The following is a 19,436-nucleotide window of genomic DNA, read 5'->3' on the forward strand; positions in this document are numbered from 1 at the left end:
ATTCATACCGAACCCACTCTCAGGAGACACTTCATGAACGCCGTACCACGACGGCTGTCGTCCCTCCTCGCCATCTCGCTGGCCACGCTGCTGGCCGGCTCCGGCATGGCGTCCGCGCAGACCCCCGCGACAGCGGGGGGTTGGACCGCGACCTGGACCGCCTCCCCCCAGCGCCCGGGTACGAACTTCACCCCGAACTGGTCCGAACAGGGCTTCACGAACCAGACGATCCGCCAGGTGGTCCGCATCAGCGCCGGAGGAGCGCGGGCCAGGATCCGGCTGTCCAACGCCTACGGCACCGCTCCGCTGAAGGTCTCCGGCGCCACCGTCGCCCGTACCGCGAGTGGCGCCGCCGTACAGCCCTCATCGCTACGGCAGCTCACCGTCAAGCGGGCCAGGGCCTTCACCATCCCCGCCGGAGCCGAACTCGCCACCGACCCGGTGACACTGGGCCTGTCCGATCTGGACTCCGTGACGGTCACGCTCTACCTCGCCGCGCCGACCGGCCCCGCGACCTACCATGCCCAGGCCATGGCGACCAGCTACCGGGCCGCGGGCGACCACCGCGCCGACAGCGGCGCCGGCGCCTTCGACCAGACCTCGCTGTCCTGGTACTACCTGAGCGGGGTGGACGTCATCGGCCGCGCCTCCCGCCAGGGCGCAGTGGTCGCCTTCGGCGACTCCCTCACCGACGGGTACGGCTCCAGCCCCGGCGCGGACAACCGCTACCCCGACGAACTGGCCGAGCGGCTGGCCGCCATGGGCAGGCCGCGCGCCGTCCTGAACCAGGGCATCGGCGGCAACCGGGTGACGGTCGACTCCGCGTGGCTCGGCGACAAGGCGACCTCCCGCTTCCGGCGAGACGTCCTGGGCCAGCCCGGCGTGCGGTCGGTCATCATCCTGGAGGGCATCAACGACATCGGGATGAGCGAGGCACCCTCCCCCATCGGCGCGCCGCCCACCGACGTCTCCGCCGACGAGATCATCGCCGGTCACCGCGCGCTGATCAGGCAGGCCCACGCCAGGGGCGTGCGAGCCATCGGCGCCACCCTGCCGCCGATGAAGGGCTCGCGGTACCACACCGCCCGCAGCGAGGCCAAGCGAGACGCGGTCAACACCTGGATCCGCACGTCGGGCGCGTACGACGCGGTGGTCGATCTCGACCGCGCGCTCGCCTCACGGCAGGATGAGGACCTGCTCGATCCCGCCTATGACTCCGGCGACCATCTGCACCTGAACGACGCCGGCTACCGCGCGGCCGCACATGCCGTCGACCCCACCGACCTGGGCTAGGAACGCTTCCTGACCCGCCAGGCCGGGTCGCATCTCACCTTCGGCCACGGGGCGCGCTACCGCATCGGCGCCCCGCCGGCCCGCATCGAACCGCAGCCTGTGTTCTCCCAGCTCATCACCCGCCTTCCGACGCCGCAGCCGATCAGCGTGTCCCTCTCCCGCACGCGACCGTCGTGCGGCTCGGGGTCGGCGTGGCCGGGGAGCACTCGGGCCACGCCGACTCCGCAACCGTCGATGAAGAGCTAGTAGACGTTCGCTCCAGCTGCGTTGAGCGCCTCGATCACCGGCTGGAAGAAGGTGGTGCCGCCGGTCGAGCAGTTGCCGCTGCCGCCCGAGGTCAGGCCGAGAGCGGTGGAGCCGGAGAACAGGGAGCCTCCGCTGTCACCCGGCTGGGCGCAGACGGTCGTCCTGATCATCTGGCGGACGGTGCCCTGCGGGTAGTTGACGGTGGCGTTCAGCGCGGTCACGGTGCCGCTCCTGACGCCTGTGGTGCTCCCGCTGCGCTGCACGGACTGGCCGACGTAGGCGTTGCCCGCGGTCGTGATGTCACGGGAGGAGGAGTTGTAGAGGTTGACGCCTCCCGGCTTGGCGATGCTCGTGTTGGTGTAGCGCACGACGCCGTAGTCGTTGCCGGGGAAGCTGCTTATGGTCCTGGTGCCCAGGACCACGGTACGGGCGGAGTTGGCGTACCAGGTGGCGCCGATGTTGGTGCAGTGACCCGCGGTCACGAAGTACGTCGTCGTTCCGCTGCGTACGTTGAAGCCGAGCGAGCAGCGTGACGAGCCGGTGTATATGGCGTCGCCGCCCTGGATGAAGAGGTTGAACGTGCCCGCCTCGCTCTCGGTCCGCACGGCCGGTCCGGCCGCGGCCCGCTCGGGGCTGGCGGCCGCCTCCTCGTCGTTGATCTGCTTGACGATGGACTCGATGCGCTGGCGCTGCCCCTGGTTGACGGATTCGTCGAACCAGACGACGACCTGGTTGCTCGCCGGGTCGACGGCCCACGCGGTGCCGGTGACCCGGGCCGCCCTGTCGAGCCTGCGCATGATCTTGTCGAGGTCGTCGGCGCTACGGGCGACCTTCTTGGGGATCGCGCCCGCGGCCACGACGGCCTGCGCGTCGGCGTCATCGGTGATCGTGACGACCAGCTTGCCCTGGGCGGGGTCGAAGTAGGAGCCGGCGTCGCGCGCGCCTAACGCCTCGTCGAGCGTGGTGGCGGCGACGGCCGCCGAGTCGGCGGCCTCCGGGGTCGGCGGGGTGGCCTGTGCGGCCATGGGGCTGATGAGGGTCGTGCCTGTGAGCAGGATCGCCGCGGTGACGATCAGTCCTGCGCGCCGGGGATGGATGCTCATGTGGGGAGCCTCCTGGGGGATGCCGGCCAGCCCCGCTGGCTGGCCTAGGGGCTGTCGAGAGGAGGGTTCGCCTCTCGGCAAACGCCAATATGAAGAACCCCGATCAACTACACAAGGCCCATTTACAAGATTTATCAGCTCTTGTCATGAAAGCGGAGCAGAAAACGATTGCCGTCATTGCGGCGAACAGGTGAGGCCCTCGGGATGGGTTTTCCCAGGAGCGCACATGTCCGCGGCCGGCTCGGCCCTCGGGTCGAAGACGCGGCCTGAGGACGTGTGGGCAGATGCCGGCGCCGTCCGGCGTTCCGACGGATCGGCCGCTGTCGCGACCTATACCCACCGGGGGTACTCTCTGCGTACAGGAAGGCGATGTGGGGAGATGATGATGATGGGCAACATGGTGAGCGTGACAGTCATCGAGACGTCGTCGCTGGGTGACCGCAGCTACTTGGCCACAGACGGTGACGTGGCGGTGGTCGTCGACCCGCAGAGGGACGTGGACCGGGTCCTCGCGCTGGCGAGCCGCCTCGGCGTGCGGATCACGCACGTGGTGGAGACGCACCTGCACAACGACTATGTCTCTGGAGGCCTGGAACTGGCGAGGCTCACCGGAGCCCGCTACGGGGTGGCGGCGGCCGATCGGCCCGCGTTCGAGCACGTGCCGCTGGCCGACGGGGACGTGGTCGAGGTCTCGCCGAGGCTGCGGCTGCGCGCGCTGGCCACGCCCGGACACACCTTCCACCACCTGTCCTACGTGCTGGAGAGCCACTCCGGGGTCGAGGGCGTGTTCACCGGTGGATCGCTGCTGTTCGGCACGACCGGCCGTACCGACCTGCTCGGTGAGCAGCACGCGGACTCGCTGGCCCGCCGGCAGCACACCTCCGTGCGCAAGCTCGCCGACTCCCTGCCAGGGGGCGCCGTCATATGGCCGACGCACGGATTCGGCAGTTTCTGCTCGGCCACGCAGTCCTCGGGTGACAGCTCGACCCTGGATCACGAGCGGCAGGTCAACCCGGCGCTGCGGCTGGCCGAGGACGAATTCGTCACCCAGACTCTCGCCGGACTCGACGCCTACCCTGCCTACTACGCCCACATGGGCGCGATCAACCTCGCGGGGCCCGCCCCGGTGGACCTGCGTCAGCCGTCTCCGGCCGACGCGAAGGAGCTGCGTGCCCGGCTGGAGGCCGGGGAGTGGGTGGTCGATCTGCGGCACCGCACCGCCTTCGCCGCCGCCCACCTGGCCGGGACGATCAGTCTCGGCCTCGACGGGTCGATGGCGACCTGGCTCGGCTGGCTCGTCGACAGGGGCGCACCTCTGTCGCTCGTCGGTGAGAGCCTCGAGCAGGTATCTCAAGCCCAGCGCGAGTTGGTCCGCATCGGGATCGACCGGGTGGCAGCCGCCGCGGCCGGCACGCCCGACGAACTCGTGACCGACTCCTCCCAGACGCGCTCGTTGACGACTGTCTCTTTCGCCGACCTGGCAGCCGCGATGCGCGGCGATCGGCGCGCTCCCGACGTGATCCTCGATGTACGGCTGGGCAACGAGTGGCGCGACTCCCATGTCGAGGGCGCGGTCCACGTGCCGCTGCCCGAGCTGGCCCACAGGGTGGACGAGATTGGGCCCGGAACGATCTGGGTCCATTGCGGCAGCGGCTATCGGGCCGCTGCGGCGGCGTCTCTGCTGGCCAGGGCGGGGCGGGAGGCTGTGCTCATCGATGACGCGTTCGCCGCCGCCGAGGGCGCCGGCGTCCCGTTGGCCAGGTGAGCTCGACCGTGGCGTACGGAGGTGGGCGGGCCTGAGTGCCCGCCCACTCAGGACAGGAAGAGTTCGATGACCGGCACCGGCGTGCCGGGCGGGCTCACCGGCAGCTCGAGGGTGAGGGTGCCGGACGGCTGCCCGCCCATCCGGGTGTTGTGTGCGGTCTGGCCCGGGTCGGTCGTGACCTGCCTGATCTCCGAGGCGTCGTTGAGCAGTTGGGCGTAGCGGACCTTGCCCGCCAGGCCAGGCAGATGGACGTGGCGCAGCGGCCAGCTGAACAGATGCAGGTAGAGCCTGTCACCGTTCTGGGTGAGGCGGCAGTCGGACGGGGCGGTGAACTCCGACGGCCCGCACCCGCGGATCGCGCGCTCGTGCAGGTCCATCCACGAGCCGATCTCCGCCAGTACGGCCGCCGCGTGGGGGTCGATCTCCCCGCGCCCGTTGGGGCCGACGTTGAGCAGCAGGTTGCCGCCCTTGGACACCCCGTCGACGAGCATCCTGATCAGCAGGTCAGCGCTCTTGTAGTCGAGGTTGTCCCGGTCGTAGCCCCAGCTGCCGTTCAGTGTCTGGCACGCCTCCCAGAGCTCGGCGAGAGGCCCCGATGGCTGGTACTGCTCGGGCGTGACGAAGTCGCCGGGGATGCCGAGCCTGTCGTTCACCAGGATGCCCGGCTGCAGTTCGCGCACCGTCGCGAGCAGCTCCTTCGACCCCCAGTCCTCGGGACCCTTGCCGCCCCACCACTCGGTGCGCGTGGAGTAGGAGAAGTCGAAGAACAGGTAGTCGATCGTGCCGTAGCGGGTGAGCAACTCGCTGACCTGGCCGTGCAGGTAGCGCCGGTATTCGGCGATGTCCCCGGCGGGGACGGACTGGGAGTCGCGCTGCGGATGGGTCCCGTCCACGGGGAAGGCGGGGTGGTGCCAGTCGATCAGCGAGTGGTAGAACCCGACCTTGAGGCCTTCGGCGCGGCACGCCTCGACGAAGGGCTCGACCAGGTCGCGCCCGTAGGGGGTGTTCGTCACCTTGTAGTCGGTCAGATCGCTGTCCCACAGGCAGAAGCCGTCGTGGTGCTTGGTCGTCAGCACGACGTAGCGCATGCCCGCGACCCTGGCGGTCCTGGCCCAGGCGGCAGGGTCGTATCGGTCGGGATCGAAGTGGTCGAAGTACGGCCGGTACTCGTCGTCGGTCATCCGCTCGCGCGTCTTGACCCACTCGTGCCGGGCGGCCAGCGAGTAGAGGCCCCAGTGCACGAACATGCCGAAACGATCATTGGTGAACCAGGTCATGAAGAATCATCCCTTGAGGGCGCCGGACGACAGCCCGTGCACGAAGGAGCGCTGGAAGAACAGAAAGACGATCACCGAGGGCAGCAGCGCGAGCAACGACGCCGCCATCACCACGCCGGGCGTGACGATCGGGTCGATCCGCAGGGTCCGCAGGGCCAAGGGCAGGGTGTAGGTCGAGGAGTCGCTGGCCACCAGCATCGGCAGCAGGTACTGGTCCCAGATCATGGTGAAGCCGAAGACCCCGATGACGCCCAGGGCCGGTCTGCACATCGGCAGGATGATCTGGGCGAAGATCCGGAACTCGCCGGCCCCGTCGATGCGTGCCGCCTCCTCGAGCTCTCGCGGCACGTCCTTCATGAACTCCGTCATGACCAGGATGGAGAACGCCCATGCGCCCAGCGGCACGATCATGCCGGCCAGGGTGCCGATGAGGTTGATGTGGAGCAGCGGCAGGTCCGACAGGATCAGCGACAGCGGGATCGCCAGGATCTCCTCCGGCAGCATGAGCGTGGCCAGGATGGCGACGAACACCAGGGTCATGAACGGGAACTTCTTGCGCGCCAGCGCGTAGGAGGCCAGCGTCGAGACCACCACCTGCAGCAGCAGTCCGAACCCCACCACGAAGAAGGAGTTCAGCAGGTATTTCAGCACGCCCTGGTCGACGGCGACCGTGAAGTTGTCCAGGGTAGGGCTGGAGGGCACGACGCTCAGCTGCGTCGGGTCCGACACGTGGTTGAAGGCGCTGACCAGCAGTGCCAGCAGCGGTCCCGCGAACACCACCAGGACCAGCGCGTGGATCACGAGCTTCACCAGCCGCCCGGCGGGTGTCGTGCTCTCCTTGAGGCCGAGGGCGGTCTCGCTGGCGGCGCTCATTCTCGCTCCCTTCGCCTGAGGATGGACACGACCACGGTCAGCAGCAGCGTGGCGAGGAACAGCAGGACCGCTCCCGCCGACGCGACGCCCAGCCGGTTCTGCTCCAGGCCCAGCTTGGTGATCAGGGTCATGACGACCTCGGTGGAACCGTTCGGGCCGCCGTTGGTCAGCAGGAACACCTCGGTGAAGACCCGCAGACCGCGGATCGCGGCCAGGATGAACAGGATGGAGAAGACCGACCTCAGGCCGGGCAGGGTCACGTGCAGCAGCCTGCGCGCCCGCGAGGCGCCGTCGACGGTCGCGGCCTCGTACAGGTCCCTGTTCACGCCCGCCAGCCCGGCCAGAAAGATCATCATGTCGTACGGCGCGCCGCGCCAGATGCCGGTCACGATGACCGAGGCCATCGAGGTGTGCGGGTCGTTGATGAACCCGGAAGGGCCGAGCCCCACCAGGCCGATGAGGGAGTTCAGCATGCCGTCGCCGGTCGGGTGGTACATGATCCGCCACAGTTCGGCGACGACCGCCATCGGCACGACGACCGGCAGGAAGGCGGCCGAGCGAATGAAGCTCAGCCGGTGGCTCTGCCCCTCCATCAGCAGCGCCAGGATCAGGCCGAGCAGCATCGAACCGGCCGTCTGGCACAGCGCCAGCAGAACGGTGTGCCAGGCGGCCTGTTGGAAGCCGTCAGAGGCGACGACCTTGGCGTAGTTGTCCCCGCCCACCCACTGGTTGCCCAGGAACGGCTGCACGTTCTGGAAGGACATCACCAGGGCGTTGCCCATCGGGACGAACTTGAAGTACAGGAACAGGATGAGCGCGGGGGTCAGGAACAACCACGGCACCCACCACCGCCCGCCCCGCCCGGAGAACCTGGGCGGGGTCGGATCAGGAGAGCCGGTGTCGACCGGCTTCAGCTGAGTGACAGTCATGACGCGGCGACGCCCTGCTCCGCCAGGATCTCGGCGAGCTTGGTGTCGAGCTTCTGCAGCTCCGCCTTCAGATCCAGGCTGCAGTCCGCGACCAGGGCGTTGACGGTCTCCGCCGTGGTCTGCCGCACCGGCGTCCAGTTGGGGAGCGACGGGGCGTAGTGGCCGGAGGCCTGGTAGATCTCGGCGAAGGTCTTCCAGCGGGGATCGGGGCGCACCTGGCTGATGTCGACGGACTTGTTGACGGGCAGCTGGACGATGTAGGCGGTGTCACCCTCCATGCCGACCTTCTGGCCCTCCGCCGAGGTCGCGAAGGCGGCGAAGGCGTCCTGCGCGGCGTTGTTCGGCGAGCCGGCCATCAGGTAGATCGCGCCGCCCTCGGCGAGCACGTCGGCGTTCTTGGCGCCCTTGGGCATGGGCACGACCTCGTACTTGTCCTTGCCGAGCGACTTGTCGTAACGGGGAAGCAGGTAGGGACCGACGACGTACATGCCGGTCTTGCCCGCTTCGAACGTCTCGTTGGTCGGCGGGGTGTCCATGGTGACGGCGCCGGGCTGGATGACCTTGTCCTTGCAGCCGAGGTCGCGGAACCACTGCATGGCCGCGGTGGACTCGGGGGTGGACATGGCAGGCTTGAACTTGCCGCCGCCCGCGTCGGCGACGAAGTCGCCACCGGCGGCCCAGAGGAAGTTGGAGAAGTACCACGACGCGTAGCCGCGCTTGGTCGACAGCGGCGCCGCCAGCCCGTAGGTGTCGTCCTTGCCGTTGCCGTCGGGGTCCTTCTCGGTGAACGCCTTGGCCATCGCGGTGAGATCGGCCCAGCTCTGCGGCGCCTGCAGGCCCAGCTTCTCCCGCCAGTCCTTGCGGATGAGCAGGGCGGTGGCCTGGGCGGAGTACGGCACGCTGTACTGCTTGCCGTCGATGGCCTTGCCTGAGGCGAGCCCGCGCTCGGTGAGGTCCTTGGCGCTGGCGAGCTTGCTGAGGTCGATCTCCCTGAGCAGACCCTGGCTCTGCATGGTGCCGAGCTGGGTGACGTCGTTCATGACGATGTCGGGCAGGTCCTTCTGGGCGGCCCGCTGCTGCATCTTCGTCTCGAAGTCGTCGAAGATCGCCGTCACCTTGACCTTGTGTCCCGTCGCCTTCTCGAACGCGGCCGCCAGCCTGACCGTGCCCTGTTCACCGGGCCCGCCGGGCGTGGTCCTGGTCCAGAGCTCCAGCGGAGCCTTGGCGTCCTGCTCGACGTTCGTTCCCGCTGCGCCTGACGAACATCCGGACAGCACCATCATGGAGACCAGAATCCATCGTGTCCTGTGTGTGGAAACTGTTCGCATATGTGGACGACTCCCTCTTCTTGGACGACGTTTTCCGGACCGTAACGGTGCGTACGTTCACAGGTCAATGCTCCGATGACTAGAAGCTCACTATTGATACCGATCGATCGTGCGGCAGGATGTCTGGCCATACATCCGATGAAAATGAGATCAAGGAGTGGGAGATGACCACAGCCTTGCTGGTCATGGAGGAACGCCGCCGGGCCGACGTCTACCCGGAAGAGGTGCTCCGAGAGCTGGCTGACCTGGTCCGATGGCAGCGGCCGCCCCTGACGCGGGAGCAGCTGGCGGCCGAGCCCGGCGTGCTGAACGAGGTGGAACTTCTGCTCACGGGGTGGGGTGCGCCGGTCCTCGACGCCGGCCTGCTGCGCCACGCGCCGCGGCTGCGCGCGGTGCTGGTGGCCGCGGGCTCCGTGCGCCCACTGACCACGCCGGAGTTCTGGGCACGGCAGATCCCGATCGTCTCCGCGGCGTCGGCCAACGCGATCCCGGTGGCGGAGTTCACGCTGGCCCAGATCCTGCTGGCGCTCAAGCAGTTCCACCGGATCTCCCGCGAGATCAAGGAGCGGGGGCGCTATCCGGACGCGGTGCGGGTCGCCGGCGCGTACGGGTCGAGGGTGGGGCTCCTCGGCCTCGGCGAGATCGGCCGCTTGGTAGCCTCCCACCTGCGCCGCTTCGACCTCGACGTGGTCGCCACCGACCCGGTGGCCGATCCCGCGGTCGCGGCGGGGCTCGGCGTGCGCCTGGTTCCGCTCGCCGAACTCTTCGACAGCTGCGAGGTCGTCAGCCTCCACGCGCCGCTCGTCGAGCAGACCGAGGGGCTGGTCGACGGCGAGCTCCTGGCCAGGCTCCGCCCCGGGGCGACGCTCATCAACACCGCCAGGGGAGCCGTGGTCGACGAGCCGTCCGTCATCGAAGTCCTGCAGCGGCGGCCCGACCTCACCGCGGTTCTCGACGTCACCTGGCCGGAGCCGCCGCCCTCGGGATCCCCGCTGTACGGCCTGCCCAACGTCGTGCTGACACCGCATCTGGCAGGGGCGATGGGCGCCGAACGCGCCCGGATGGGGGAACTGGTTCTGGCGGAGGTCCGCCGCCTGCTCACGGGAGCGCCGCTGCGCCACGCCGTGGACCCCGCCCTGGCGAGCCTGCGGGCGTGACGGCGTGGACCCGGCGCTCAGGGAGCATCTCCGGCGGCTGGACCTCGACCTGCTCATGGCAGGGCACGCCGACCCCGTCCCCGCCGACTGGGGGCGGTCGGCACGAAGTGACGGCTACAACCGCTTCTACCTCATCCTCGACGGCGTCGGGTCGATCACTTCGGACGGGGTCGAGTACCAGCCGAGGCCCGGCCAGCTCTACTTCCTGCCTGCCGGGTCCGCCCTGGGCTTCTCCAGCTCGCGGGAGCGTCCGCTGCGCAAGTACTGGGCGCACTTCACGGCCACCGTGGGGGAGCACGATCTGGCCACGCTCGTCACACTGCCCCGCGTCGTGGAGGTGGCCGAGCCGCCTGCCGTACAGGAGATGTTCGTGAGGTTGCTGGCGGCGGGCAAGGGGGCCGCGCAGGTGACCGGGCCCCTGCGGCAGCGCGCGATCCTCATGGAACTGACCGCCTACCTCGTGGAGCACGCCCCCCTGGGTTCGCTGCGGCCCCTGAGCGAGGGGCCGGGGCGGATTCTTGAGTACATCGACGCGCATCTGGACGAAGTGCTCACCGTCGGGCGGCTGGCGGAGGTCTTTCACTACAACCCGACGTACTTCATCACCTACTTCGCCCAGCTCTTCGGGGTCTCCCCCAACCAGTACATCCGGCAGCTGCGGGTCGAGCGGGTCAAGCAGGCCCTGATCCACTCGGAGCTGCGGATCGAGGAGATCGCCGGGACGGTCGGGTGGGAGGCCTCCTACCTTTCGCGCGTTTTCCGGCAGGTGACGTCGCTGACGCCGACTCATTACCGGGCCTTGCACCGAGCTTCCTGAGGATCGTCCTAGGAGTGCCCGAGCTTTGGCCATGCCAACGGAATGCGCTTTCCATACCTTGCCGATATGAACCGATTAGCAGCTCTTCTCACCGCGGCCGTCCTGCTGCTTCCCGCCGGCCCCGCTTTCGCGGATCGGGAAGTGCTCGTCTCGAACCCGGCCGAGCTGAACCGGGCGCTCGGCGCGGCCGTTTCCGGCGACACCATCGTGATGGCCGACGGCACCTGGCAGGACGCCGTCATCGGCCTCACCGCCCCCGGCCCCCTCACCCTCAGGGCGCAGACCCCCGGCAAGGTCCTGCTCACCGGCAGGTCCTCGCTGTCGCTGAACAGCCCCCACCTGACGGTGAGCGGCCTGACCTTCACCGGCGGCCAGGCTCCCGACGGCACCCAGTCGGTGATCACGTTCAACAGCGACCACGGCAGGGTCACCGACACCGCCGTCATCGACTTCAACCCCGCCGAGCCGCAGACCGCCTACTACTGGGTCTACTTCAAGGGCGGGCACAACCGGCTCGACCACAGCCTGCTGCGGGGCAAGAACCATCAGGAGCCGGTGGTCGGCAACGACAGAGGCCTGGCGGCCAAGTACAACGCGGTCGACCACACCCGGTTCGCCGATGTCCCCAACGTCGGCCGCAACGGCATGGAAGCGCTGCGGATCTGGGGCTACGGGCAGTGGGGCGAGCTCGGCACGCAGGAGGGCGCCTACTTCACCATCGAGCACAACCTCTTCGAGCACGTCGACGGCGACGACGAGATCATCTCGCTGAAGTCCAACCACAACACCGTCCGCTTCAACACGATCAAGCAGTCGAGCGGTGGCCTCGTGCTGCGCTACGGCAACCACAACAGGGTGGAGAACAACGTCATCCTGGGTGAGCGCTACCCGGCCAGCGAGGGCATCCGGGTCAGTGGGAACAACCACACCGTGCGCGGCAACTACGTGGCCGGGGTGTCCGGCTACGGGCTCAAGGTCACCAGCGGCGAGCACATGTTCGACGAGAACAACCAGCTCGACTACCTGACGCCCGGCTTCGTGCCGCAGAGGAACCCGCTCTCGCCGTACGGCTATCTCTTCCACTACGGCCAGGTGACCGACAGCGAGTTCACCGGCAACGTGTTCGTCGACAACGCCAAGAGCGACATGCACCTCGGCTGGTTCTACAAGAACCACTGGCCCGCCTACCAGATGGTGCTCCTGCCCGAGCGCAACACCTTCACCGGCAACCTCGTCCACAGGCCGAAGGGCGGGGTGGCCGTCATCACCTCCCCGCAGGAGACCGCGCCGCCGCTGGAGAAGTTCACCTTCGAGCCCAACACCTTCCGGGGCAACGTCGTCCACGGCGGCACCGTCGACGTCCACGCCCCCAACAGCTCCGAAGGCATCATCGTCCTCCCCCGCAGCCGCCAGGCCCCTCCCCCGCCGCCCCAGACCGCCGAGTCCGGCCCCACCTGGTCACGCTGAGCCGCGAATGCCGACTCGTCATCCGGCCCTGTCGAGCCGCGTGCCGGTTCCCCGCCACGACGCCGGCGGATCGACGGGTCCTGATCGGCGACGCGGTACATGGCATCGCCTGCGGTGCTGCACGAACGGCATCAGCGGTGCCACTTCCTGGGTGCAGGTGGGCCGGGTCCTCTCAGACATGCAGGGTGGGCCGGTAGATGAGCTCTTGGGTGTGGCCGTCGAGCGTCCGGCTCTCGATCAGCTCCAGGTCGAAGTCGGCCGCGCCCTGGAAGATCGGGTCCAGTCCGGTCTGTCCGGTGATCACAGGGAAGAGCGTGACCTGGACGCGGTCGACCAGGCCGGCGGCCATCAGCGCCCGGTTCATCGACAGGCTGCCGTGCGAGCGCAAGGGCACCTCGGACTCCTCCTTGAGCCGGGCGACGACATCGACGGCGTCACCGCTCACGACGGTCGCGTCCGGCCAGTCGAGGGGTCCTTCCAGCGTGGTCGACACCACTGTTGCCGGCAGGCTCCTCATCCGGGTGACCCATGGGTCATGTACCTCGGGCTCCTCGGCGTTCGAGGCCAGCATCCGCGTGAACATCCGATACGTGTTGGCCCCGAAGACCATCCGCTGCTCCTCGCCATGCAAGGCGAGGCGGTGGTCGAGCAGCTCGGGGCCTTGTTTGCCCCAGTAGCCAGTCCAGTTGCCGCTGGCGGCGCCGAAGCCGTCGAGGCTGGAAAAGACGTCGAAGGTGTAGGTAGCGGTCATGATGCTCTCCTCGAGTGCGGTGGAATCGGGTGTGGTTACAGACTGGACACCTCGGCGCAGCTCATCGCCGTTGGATTCCTGGAGGCTGGCCGCCGCGGACGCGGCCCCGAGACTTCAACGCCTCGGCCACCGTCCGGCGGGAAACGGAATACCTGCGTGCCGAGGCCCGCTGCGACAAGCCCTCCATTCGGGAGTCCCCCTGATCGCCGCGTGCTTCTCCACCTTGATCACCCGCGCCATCAGCGCCCCCTCGTGACGCCAAGCGCAGCGAGCATCCCACCACTACGCTCCGAGTGGCACCAGAACTGGCTGAACCGTCACCATCCGGCTACCCGGCGACACCCGCACTCACTCGCAACTGGTACCAGAACTCACGCGTGGACCCAGTCGACCTCGTCCGGCTGGCCCACGAGCCTGGAGGGAGGCGAACTCGCGCTCCGGCTCACCCCCCACAGGCCGTGTTGGATGGGCGCATGACATGGACTGCTGTCACACGACTTCGTCAGGCCGTCTCCCGAACTGAAGACACCACTCGTGACCGTACCGCCACGGGACTGCGCCCACAGGACGCCGACGACCTCGTGGGTACCTTCGCCCCGGACGGGGCACTCGGCTTCGACCCGTTCCCCTTCCTCCATGCCTTGCACGAGGCAGGCTCACATGCCGTCGTCATCGGCCAGGTCGCCGGCATCATGCACGGATCCACCGAACTGACCGGCGACCTCGACCTTCTGTGGGACGGCACGCCCGCGGAGGCCCGCGCCCTTCGCGAGGCCCTCGTCATCGCCGGGTGCACCGAGCCGCCCGACCTTGACCACCCCCAGGTGACCTATCAGGTGACCGGTGCCAGCGGAGACCTGTGCACGCCCGCCCTGTCCTGGGGCGGTCTCGATGTCACCGCAAGCCTGACCCGAGCCGTGCACGCGGACGACCCCTCCGGCTTCACGGTTCGCTACGCCGCACTCGACGACCTCGTCCGCATGCGGCGGGCCATCGGTCGGCCGAAGGACCACCGCCGCGCCGATGAACTCGAACGCCTGCGCACCTGACCGTCCCGGCCACGCGGGTGGGGGCGCAGGTGTGCAGGCACGCGTGCCATCTTGCCAGCGAGCCTTTCCAGCGACCGTCGACGTTGAACAGCGGTGCGCCGAGGAGCCGGCCAGGCCCTCAGCGGTGCGAGTGATCAAGACATGTCACAGGGCGATCCGCTGCAGGGTCCCCCCCCTTCGCGCCGGTGAAGACAAGGCTCCGCACGTCAGGGGGATACTCGACGGCCCAGAGCCCGAGCCCTGGGCTGACGCCCCGTGTGAGGGTGCCTGGAACCCTCCGCCCATCCCTGGTGACAGCCGTCACCCCGTGCACGTCGTCCTTGGCCACACCCAGCCAGACCTGCACGCCGCGAAGCTTGCCCTGCCGGCGGGCGAACTCCTTGGCGGCGAGAGGCGGGAATCCGGTGCAGGAGCTACCGTTCGGCCCGCTCTCGCAAAGGAAGAGCTCGTTCTTGCGGGGCGCGTCGCTCACCCACATCAGCAGCGGCGGCACGGAGGCGACCTTCCCCTTGGGGGGATACTTCTTCTTCAATTCCGCGAATCCCTTGTAGGTGGGCCGTGGCGTGGCCGTGACGGAGGGTGTGGCGGGCACGGCGACAGCGACGCCGTCCTGCCGCGGCGACGGGTGAACCGTCCCGACGGCCAGGACGGCCGCGACCGCCACCGCGGCCGTGGTCCCGGCGACGGCTGCACGATGACGTCTGCGCACGGCACGTCCTGCCGCCATGGCCTGGTTCGGGTCAACCGTGGTAGGCGGCTGCTCGTGCGTGGCCAGCGAGTCGAACATCTGCTTGACATCCATCAGTGGTCCTCCGTACGTGCGAGACGGGACTCCGGCGCGCCGAGCATCGAGCGCAGGGTGGCGAGGCCGCGGGCGGTCTGGCTCTTGACGGTTCCGGTGGAGCAGCCGAGCGCGTGGGCGGTCTGTTCCACGCTCAGGTCGCAGTGAAAGCGGAGTACGAGGGTGGCGCGTTGGCGCGGAGGGACGGCGGCGAGGGCGCGGTTGATGTCCATGGCCATGTCCCGGTCGCCGGTTTCGAACGGCTGGTGGGATATCGCGGACGTCAGCCGCACCCGGGAGAACCAGCCCCCTCGCTGTTCGGCGAGGAAGACGCGGATCAGCATCACCCGTACGTAGGCGTCGAGGTCATCGGCGGCTCGCGCCTGGCGCCATTTGACGTAGAGCCGCGTTATCGCCGTCTGCACCAGGTCATCGGCGCGGTGCCAGTCCTGGCACAGCGGGTAAGCGATCTTCCGCAACCAGGGCAGCCGGCCACTCACGTAGGCGGTGTACTCCTCGTCAAGGCTCATGGGTCTCCCAGTTCGATGGCTTCACATCCCAGAGGATGCTTCCGGCCCGGGCACCGGTTGCATGGGACGGGCAGGCTTGGGATCGTCGGGCGGCGGTCGGCAGCAGGCGCTACGTCGGGCCAACCGCTCCTGTGGAGCGGTTACGGGCTGTGCTGGATCGCCGCGTCGCCCGCGATGCGGCCGGCGAGGGTGAGCGCCATGACGTGGGGCAGGAGCAGCGCGGACTGTGACCGGCACGAGCGCTCTGCCTCTGAAGGTGCTGGGGAGCCGAATCCGCTTCCCGCTGCTCTGCGGTTCCGGTGACACGTGTCGCGGTGTGGAGCTGGTCCGCCCGCCACGTGGGTGGGCGGACCGTGGGCACGGGAGTCGGGAGGAGATCGCCGGCAGGCCTGACCCGGCCCGGAGATCAGGCCAGGGTACGGTTGATCGCGTTCAGCACGCTGGTGGCCATGGCCTGGTGGCCCGCAGCGTTGGGGTGCAGACCCGCGGAGTTCACGCCCTCCATCGGCTCCATCCACCGGGTTCCGGCGGGCTGGCACAGGTCGTGCCCGATCGAGGGTCGACGATCAGCGACGCAAGGCCTCAAACGTCTGGCAAAATCTCAGGGGTCTCCGGGGCAGCGCGGTGCCGCGTCCTCAAAAACCCGACCATTTTGACGACACCCGAGGCCGTTCTCCTGCTAAAATCCGCCGAATTTCGGCTCAGAGGGGGTCTCCTCGACGGCCTCGCCAACCGTGTCCGCGACGTTGACACGCGGTCAAGGGCGGGGGTTACCTGGGGTTGACAGCCCAGATCGCCGTGGACCGGCGACGGGTCGCGGTGCTGCCGGGAAACGAGACTTGATCTCCGGTGGGGGTGCCTATGGCAACCTACGAGTACCGCTGCGCCGATTGCGGGCGATTCGAGGTGCACCTGCCGATAGGCAGTGCTCCGGCGGTCGGCGACTGCCCCGGCTGTCACCGCGCGGCCCGTCGCGTCTTCTCCTCGCCCCATCTGACCAGGGTGCCCTCGACGCTGTCCGCCGCGCTCAGCCGGGAGGAGCAGAGCCAGGAAGCCCCCGAGGTCGTCACGAGCCTGCCTCCCGGGCAGCGCCGGCGGCCGGCGCATCCGGCGGTGTCACGCCTGCCCCGCCCTTGACCAACACAACAGTGTGTCCACGTGCGCTCGGACCGGCCACGCATGGAGATCCGCAGGGTCTGGACGCGGCCACGGATGGACGAGCCCGTGGACGATGCCGCCAATAGGAAACCACCCATCACAGGACACTAGGAGGCGCGTCGCTGATGGGAGCTGTCGGACTGCTTTACGTCGGCGCGGTGCTCTTCCTCAACGGGATGATGCTCCTGGGGAAGGTCGAGCCACGCGCGACGGCTATCTTCAATCTCTTCGTCGGAGCCCTGCAGGTGGTCACGCCCACCGTGCTGATCATCGCCAATCCGGGCAGGCCCGCCGAGATCCTCGGCGCGTCGGGCATCTACCTCTTCGGCTTCACCTACCTTTACGTCGGGATCAATCTGCTCGGCGGTTTCGACTCCACGGGAGTTGGCTACTTCTCCCTGTTCGTGGCCATCATGGCGCTCGGATACGCGTACGCGAACTTTCAGCTTCTCGGCGACCCCGCGTTCGGCGTCATCTGGCTCTACTGGTCCTACCTGTGGTTCCTCTTCTTCGTGTTGCTGGGCTTGAAACACGAACAGATCACCAGGTACACGGGCTGGGTCACAGCGATCCAGGGGTGGGTCACGGCGGCGATCCCGGCGTTCATGATCCTGACCGGCTACTGGCAGAACACGAACCTCATCGCGGTCATCCTCGCCGTCTTCGGCCTGGTGGTGTTCATCGGGCTGTGGCCGCTGACCCGAGGACGGGAACCCGCAGCAGCGGCACCGAGCCCGGGTGACGAGGCGGTGGGCGCCCGGGAGCACAGGCACCGCCCCCGCTGGACCTGACACCGAGACCCGAAGAGCTGGAGAGGCGGTGATGCGACGGCGGTCATGCCTGAGATTCAGCACGCATCTAAGAAGGACACTCATCATGCCGAACGTCGTATTCAGCATCGATCAGTCGATGTCGATGCGAGATCAGAAAATACCAGGGCATAACCGGTGGCACCCAGACATTCCTGTGGCCGACATGGTGCGCCCTGGGGACGAGTTCCGAGTCGAATGCAGGGAATGGACCGACGCCCAGATCGGCAACAACGACTCCGCGAACGACGTACGGGACGTCGACCTCAGTGTCGCGCACGTCCTGAGCGGGCCCATCGGGGTGGACGGAGCCGAGCCTGGCGACCTCCTGGTCGTCGACATCCTTGATCTCGGCCCTGTCCCACAACAGGTCGGCGGAGCGCCAGGCCAGGGGTGGGGGTACACCGGCGTATTCGCCAAGGCCAACGGCGGTGGATTCCTGACCGACTACTTCCCCGACGCCTACAAGGCGATCTGGGACTTCCACGGCCAGGTCGCCACATCCCGCCACCTGCCGGGTGTGCGCTACACCGGCATCACCCACCCCGGGCTGTTCGGCACCGCGCCGTCAGCGGATCTGCTCGCGACCTGGAACCGCAGGGAGCAGGCTCTCATCGACACAGATCCGCAGAGGGTGCCGCCGCTCGGCCTGCCACCGCTGCCCGAGAACGTCATCTCCGGCACGGCAAGCGGCGAGGTGGCACAGCGGATCGCCGCCGAGGGCGCCCGCACGGTTCCCGCGCGGGAGAACGGCGGCAACCACGACATCAAGAACTTCACCCGCGGAGCCAGGGTCTTCTACCCGGTTCACGTCAAGGACGCCAAACTTTCCGGAGGTGACCTGCACTTCAGCCAGGGTGACGGAGAGATCACCTTCTGCGGCGCGATCGAGATGGGCGGTTACATCGACTTCCACGTCGATCTCATCAAGGGCGGCATGGAGAAGTACGGTGTCATCACCAACCCGATCTTCATGCCCGGCAACGTCGAGCCGCGTTACTCCGAGTTCCTCTCGTTCATCGGGATCTCGGTCGACCCCGACACCGACACCAACTACTACCTCGACGCGACGGTGGCCTACCGCAGGGCCTGCCTCAACGCCGTCGAGTACCTCAAGAAGTGGGGCTACACCGGCGAACAGGCCTACCTGCTCCTCGGCTCGGCCCCGATCGAAGGGCGGGTCAGCGGGATCGTCGACATCCCCAACGCATGCTGCTCGCTCTACCTGCCCACCGCGATCTTCGACTTCGACGTACGTCCGACCATGGAGGGGCCGGTCAAGAAGGAACGCGGGCAGTGCGCGGTGACGAGCTGATCGCCACCGCATGACGGACCCGGTCACCGTGCCCGAAGCGGTGGCCGGGCTCTCGCACAAGGTTAATTTTTTGGCCTGTTTCTCATCAAGGTTCTCCGCGCGCCGCGATCGTGTTGTCGCGACGTGCGCCCCTCTCCTCATGGGCGATGCGGGTTGTCTGATGTGCCGCCGCGACTTCGCCTACGGTCAAGAACAAGACATCGAGTACGAAAAAGGCGCAAAACTTCGGTTACCCTTCGCGTATCTGTAATACCTGCCATGCCCCCTGGGCAACTCCCGAACAGGTGTGCGAGCCTGCCACTTCGAAGGGTTGATCGATGACAAACGACGCCGTGTGGGTCCGAAACGTGACGGGCATCCAGCTGCACCACACCACGGACCTCCAGGACGCCAGCCGATTCCTCGGCAATGCGGTGATGGCGCTGCGGGCCGCGCACGTACGCACCGGCGACGACCGGTACTCCGAGCTCGCCGCCCAGCTCAAGGCCATGGTGGCGGAGACGCGGACGTTGGAGACCCAGGCCAGGGCGCGCATGCACGGTCTCCACTCCGAGGACCCTGACCAGTTCGTCCGCTGCCGTGAAGGCGAAGAGCCGTGGCCCGACGAGATCCAGGCGGGTTTCGTTCCGCGCCACACCTGCAACGACCGGTGCCTGTATCACGATCACGACGTTCTCGACGCCATCATGCAGTGCATCTGCGGGCGTCCCCCGTGCCGGGCGTGCGCCATCGCCGGTACACCGTAGGGTGAACCGCCGCCGGGCGTGCCCGCCCGGCGGCTCCGAGCA

At 68.2% G+C, this 19,436-nt stretch carries 20 protein-coding genes; 11 read left to right on the forward strand and 9 right to left on the reverse strand.

From position 1 onward, the window contains the following. The first annotated feature begins 33 nt into the window (after window positions 1–33). On the forward strand, window positions 34–1,293 hold the full coding sequence (locus tag ABFX55_RS19325) for an SGNH/GDSL hydrolase family protein (RefSeq protein ID WP_346122899.1): 1,260 nt from the start codon (window positions 34–36) through the stop codon (window positions 1,291–1,293). A gap of 56 nt (window positions 1,294–1,349) precedes the next feature. Here the strand turns inward: ABFX55_RS19325 and ABFX55_RS19330 are convergent, their stop codons facing one another. Beyond that, window positions 1,350–1,508, reverse strand: a complete 159-nt coding sequence (locus ABFX55_RS19330; RefSeq protein ID WP_346122901.1) for a hypothetical protein — start codon at window positions 1,506–1,508, stop codon at window positions 1,350–1,352. 27 nt (window positions 1,509–1,535) lie between these two features. Beyond that, window positions 1,536–2,642: a S1 family peptidase gene (locus ABFX55_RS19335; protein WP_346122903.1), complete on the reverse strand. Its 1,107-nt coding sequence runs from the start codon at window positions 2,640–2,642 to the stop codon at window positions 1,536–1,538. A gap of 397 nt (window positions 2,643–3,039) precedes the next feature. Between ABFX55_RS19335 and ABFX55_RS19340 the strand changes: the two genes are divergently transcribed. Then, window positions 3,040–4,407, forward strand: coding sequence for an MBL fold metallo-hydrolase (locus tag ABFX55_RS19340; protein WP_346122905.1), 1,368 nt, complete (start codon window positions 3,040–3,042; stop codon window positions 4,405–4,407). Between the two features lie 47 nt (window positions 4,408–4,454). Here ABFX55_RS19340 and ABFX55_RS19345 read toward each other — a convergent pair whose 3' ends face one another. The 4 genes from ABFX55_RS19345 to ABFX55_RS19360 are packed head-to-tail and all read right to left on the reverse strand — an operon-like array spanning window position 4,455 to window position 8,769. Further along, complete coding sequence (locus ABFX55_RS19345; protein WP_346122907.1) at window positions 4,455–5,684, reverse strand: alpha-L-fucosidase; 1,230 nt, start codon at window positions 5,682–5,684, stop codon at window positions 4,455–4,457. Between the two features lie 6 nt (window positions 5,685–5,690). After that, window positions 5,691–6,557 carry a carbohydrate ABC transporter permease gene (locus ABFX55_RS19350; RefSeq protein ID WP_183645133.1) on the reverse strand — a complete coding sequence of 289 codons (867 nt, stop codon included), beginning with the start codon at window positions 6,555–6,557 and terminating at the stop codon, window positions 5,691–5,693. Then, window positions 6,554–7,486, reverse strand: coding sequence for a carbohydrate ABC transporter permease (locus ABFX55_RS19355; RefSeq protein WP_346122909.1), 933 nt, complete (start codon window positions 7,484–7,486; stop codon window positions 6,554–6,556). Before ABFX55_RS19355 ends, ABFX55_RS19350 begins: the two co-directional genes overlap by 4 nt. Then, a complete protein-coding gene (locus tag ABFX55_RS19360; RefSeq protein ID WP_346122910.1) occupies window positions 7,483–8,769 on the reverse strand; it encodes a sugar ABC transporter substrate-binding protein in 1,287 nt (428 codons plus the stop codon). Before ABFX55_RS19360 ends, ABFX55_RS19355 begins: the two co-directional genes overlap by 4 nt. A gap of 209 nt (window positions 8,770–8,978) precedes the next feature. On the opposite strand from ABFX55_RS19360, the gene ABFX55_RS19365 reads away from it, so the two are divergent. The 3 genes from ABFX55_RS19365 to ABFX55_RS19375 all read left to right on the forward strand — a co-directional run bounded on the left by ABFX55_RS19365 (window position 8,979) and on the right by ABFX55_RS19375 (window position 12,255). Beyond that, window positions 8,979–9,971 (forward strand): hydroxyacid dehydrogenase, encoded by a 993-nt coding sequence (locus ABFX55_RS19365; RefSeq protein WP_346122912.1) that lies wholly within the window; start codon window positions 8,979–8,981, stop codon window positions 9,969–9,971. A 4-nt stretch (window positions 9,972–9,975) separates the two neighbouring features. Then, a complete protein-coding gene (locus ABFX55_RS19370) occupies window positions 9,976–10,788 on the forward strand; it encodes an AraC family transcriptional regulator (RefSeq protein ID WP_346122914.1) in 813 nt (270 codons plus the stop codon). A gap of 66 nt (window positions 10,789–10,854) precedes the next feature. Then, a complete protein-coding gene (locus ABFX55_RS19375; protein WP_346122916.1) occupies window positions 10,855–12,255 on the forward strand; it encodes a polysaccharide lyase 6 family protein in 1,401 nt (466 codons plus the stop codon). A 172-nt stretch (window positions 12,256–12,427) separates the two neighbouring features. Here ABFX55_RS19375 and ABFX55_RS19380 read toward each other — a convergent pair whose 3' ends face one another. Then, entirely contained in the window at window positions 12,428–13,006 is a 579-nt protein-coding gene (locus ABFX55_RS19380) for a dihydrofolate reductase family protein (RefSeq protein ID WP_346122918.1), read from the reverse strand. A gap of 473 nt (window positions 13,007–13,479) precedes the next feature. On the opposite strand from ABFX55_RS19380, the gene ABFX55_RS19385 reads away from it, so the two are divergent. Beyond that, complete coding sequence (locus ABFX55_RS19385; protein WP_346122919.1) at window positions 13,480–14,055, forward strand: hypothetical protein; 576 nt, start codon at window positions 13,480–13,482, stop codon at window positions 14,053–14,055. Window positions 14,056–14,173: 118 nt separating this feature from the next. Here ABFX55_RS19385 and ABFX55_RS19390 read toward each other — a convergent pair whose 3' ends face one another. Beyond that, a complete protein-coding gene (locus tag ABFX55_RS19390; RefSeq protein ID WP_346122921.1) occupies window positions 14,174–14,857 on the reverse strand; it encodes a hypothetical protein in 684 nt (227 codons plus the stop codon). Further along, window positions 14,857–15,366 carry a SigE family RNA polymerase sigma factor gene (locus tag ABFX55_RS19395; RefSeq protein ID WP_346122923.1) on the reverse strand — a complete coding sequence of 170 codons (510 nt, stop codon included), beginning with the start codon at window positions 15,364–15,366 and terminating at the stop codon, window positions 14,857–14,859. The genes ABFX55_RS19390 and ABFX55_RS19395 overlap by 1 nt, the downstream gene beginning before the upstream one ends. An 861-nt stretch (window positions 15,367–16,227) precedes the next feature. Between ABFX55_RS19395 and ABFX55_RS19400 the strand changes: the two genes are divergently transcribed. The 5 genes from ABFX55_RS19400 to ABFX55_RS19420 all read left to right on the forward strand — a co-directional run bounded on the left by ABFX55_RS19400 (window position 16,228) and on the right by ABFX55_RS19420 (window position 19,394). Next, window positions 16,228–16,503 carry an FmdB family zinc ribbon protein gene (locus ABFX55_RS19400; RefSeq protein ID WP_346122925.1) on the forward strand — a complete coding sequence of 92 codons (276 nt, stop codon included), beginning with the start codon at window positions 16,228–16,230 and terminating at the stop codon, window positions 16,501–16,503. A 146-nt stretch (window positions 16,504–16,649) separates the two neighbouring features. Continuing rightward, window positions 16,650–17,315 (forward strand): AmiS/UreI family transporter, encoded by a 666-nt coding sequence (locus tag ABFX55_RS19405; RefSeq protein ID WP_346122927.1) that lies wholly within the window; start codon window positions 16,650–16,652, stop codon window positions 17,313–17,315. 85 nt (window positions 17,316–17,400) lie between these two features. After that, window positions 17,401–18,648 (forward strand): formamidase, encoded by a 1,248-nt coding sequence (gene fmdA / locus ABFX55_RS19410; protein WP_346122929.1) that lies wholly within the window; start codon window positions 17,401–17,403, stop codon window positions 18,646–18,648. Window positions 18,649–18,658: 10 nt separating this feature from the next. Further along, entirely contained in the window at window positions 18,659–18,898 is a 240-nt protein-coding gene (locus ABFX55_RS19415; protein ID WP_346122931.1) for a hypothetical protein, read from the forward strand. A 67-nt stretch (window positions 18,899–18,965) separates the two neighbouring features. After that, window positions 18,966–19,394 carry a hypothetical protein gene (locus tag ABFX55_RS19420; RefSeq protein WP_346122933.1) on the forward strand — a complete coding sequence of 143 codons (429 nt, stop codon included), beginning with the start codon at window positions 18,966–18,968 and terminating at the stop codon, window positions 19,392–19,394. Window positions 19,395–19,436: the final 42 nt, after the last annotated feature.

This window comes from Nonomuraea roseola (assembly GCF_039535395.1).
Classification (GTDB): Bacteria; Actinomycetota; Actinomycetes; order Streptosporangiales; family Streptosporangiaceae; genus Nonomuraea; species Nonomuraea roseola.

Excerpts from the sequence above, each read along its gene's own strand:
- ABFX55_RS19340 (WP_346122905.1), top strand. The coding sequence starts at position 3,040 with ATGGTGAGCGTGACAGTCATCGAGACGTCGTCGCTGGGTGACCGCAGC.
- ABFX55_RS19400 (WP_346122925.1), top strand. The coding sequence starts at position 16,228 with ATGGCAACCTACGAGTACCGCTGCGCCGATTGCGGGCGATTCGAGGTG.
- ABFX55_RS19405 (WP_346122927.1), top strand. The coding sequence starts at position 16,650 with ATGGGAGCTGTCGGACTGCTTTACGTCGGCGCGGTGCTCTTCCTCAAC.
- ABFX55_RS19395 (WP_346122923.1), bottom strand. The coding sequence starts at position 15,366 with ATGAGCCTTGACGAGGAGTACACCGCCTACGTGAGTGGCCGGCTGCCC.
- fmdA (WP_346122929.1), top strand. The coding sequence starts at position 17,401 with ATGCCGAACGTCGTATTCAGCATCGATCAGTCGATGTCGATGCGAGAT.
- ABFX55_RS19335 (WP_346122903.1), bottom strand. The coding sequence starts at position 2,642 with ATGAGCATCCATCCCCGGCGCGCAGGACTGATCGTCACCGCGGCGATC.
- ABFX55_RS19385 (WP_346122919.1), top strand. The coding sequence starts at position 13,480 with ATGACATGGACTGCTGTCACACGACTTCGTCAGGCCGTCTCCCGAACT.
- ABFX55_RS19345 (WP_346122907.1), bottom strand. The coding sequence starts at position 5,684 with ATGACCTGGTTCACCAATGATCGTTTCGGCATGTTCGTGCACTGGGGC.
- ABFX55_RS19390 (WP_346122921.1), bottom strand. The coding sequence starts at position 14,857 with ATGGATGTCAAGCAGATGTTCGACTCGCTGGCCACGCACGAGCAGCCG.
- ABFX55_RS19325 (WP_346122899.1), top strand. The coding sequence starts at position 34 with ATGAACGCCGTACCACGACGGCTGTCGTCCCTCCTCGCCATCTCGCTG.
- ABFX55_RS19380 (WP_346122918.1), bottom strand. The coding sequence starts at position 13,006 with ATGACCGCTACCTACACCTTCGACGTCTTTTCCAGCCTCGACGGCTTC.
- ABFX55_RS19360 (WP_346122910.1), bottom strand. The coding sequence starts at position 8,769 with ATGATGGTGCTGTCCGGATGTTCGTCAGGCGCAGCGGGAACGAACGTC.
- ABFX55_RS19365 (WP_346122912.1), top strand. The coding sequence starts at position 8,979 with ATGACCACAGCCTTGCTGGTCATGGAGGAACGCCGCCGGGCCGACGTC.
- ABFX55_RS19375 (WP_346122916.1), top strand. The coding sequence starts at position 10,855 with ATGAACCGATTAGCAGCTCTTCTCACCGCGGCCGTCCTGCTGCTTCCC.
- ABFX55_RS19415 (WP_346122931.1), top strand. The coding sequence starts at position 18,659 with ATGACGGACCCGGTCACCGTGCCCGAAGCGGTGGCCGGGCTCTCGCAC.
- ABFX55_RS19355 (WP_346122909.1), bottom strand. The coding sequence starts at position 7,486 with ATGACTGTCACTCAGCTGAAGCCGGTCGACACCGGCTCTCCTGATCCG.
- ABFX55_RS19420 (WP_346122933.1), top strand. The coding sequence starts at position 18,966 with ATGACAAACGACGCCGTGTGGGTCCGAAACGTGACGGGCATCCAGCTG.
- ABFX55_RS19350 (WP_183645133.1), bottom strand. The coding sequence starts at position 6,557 with ATGAGCGCCGCCAGCGAGACCGCCCTCGGCCTCAAGGAGAGCACGACA.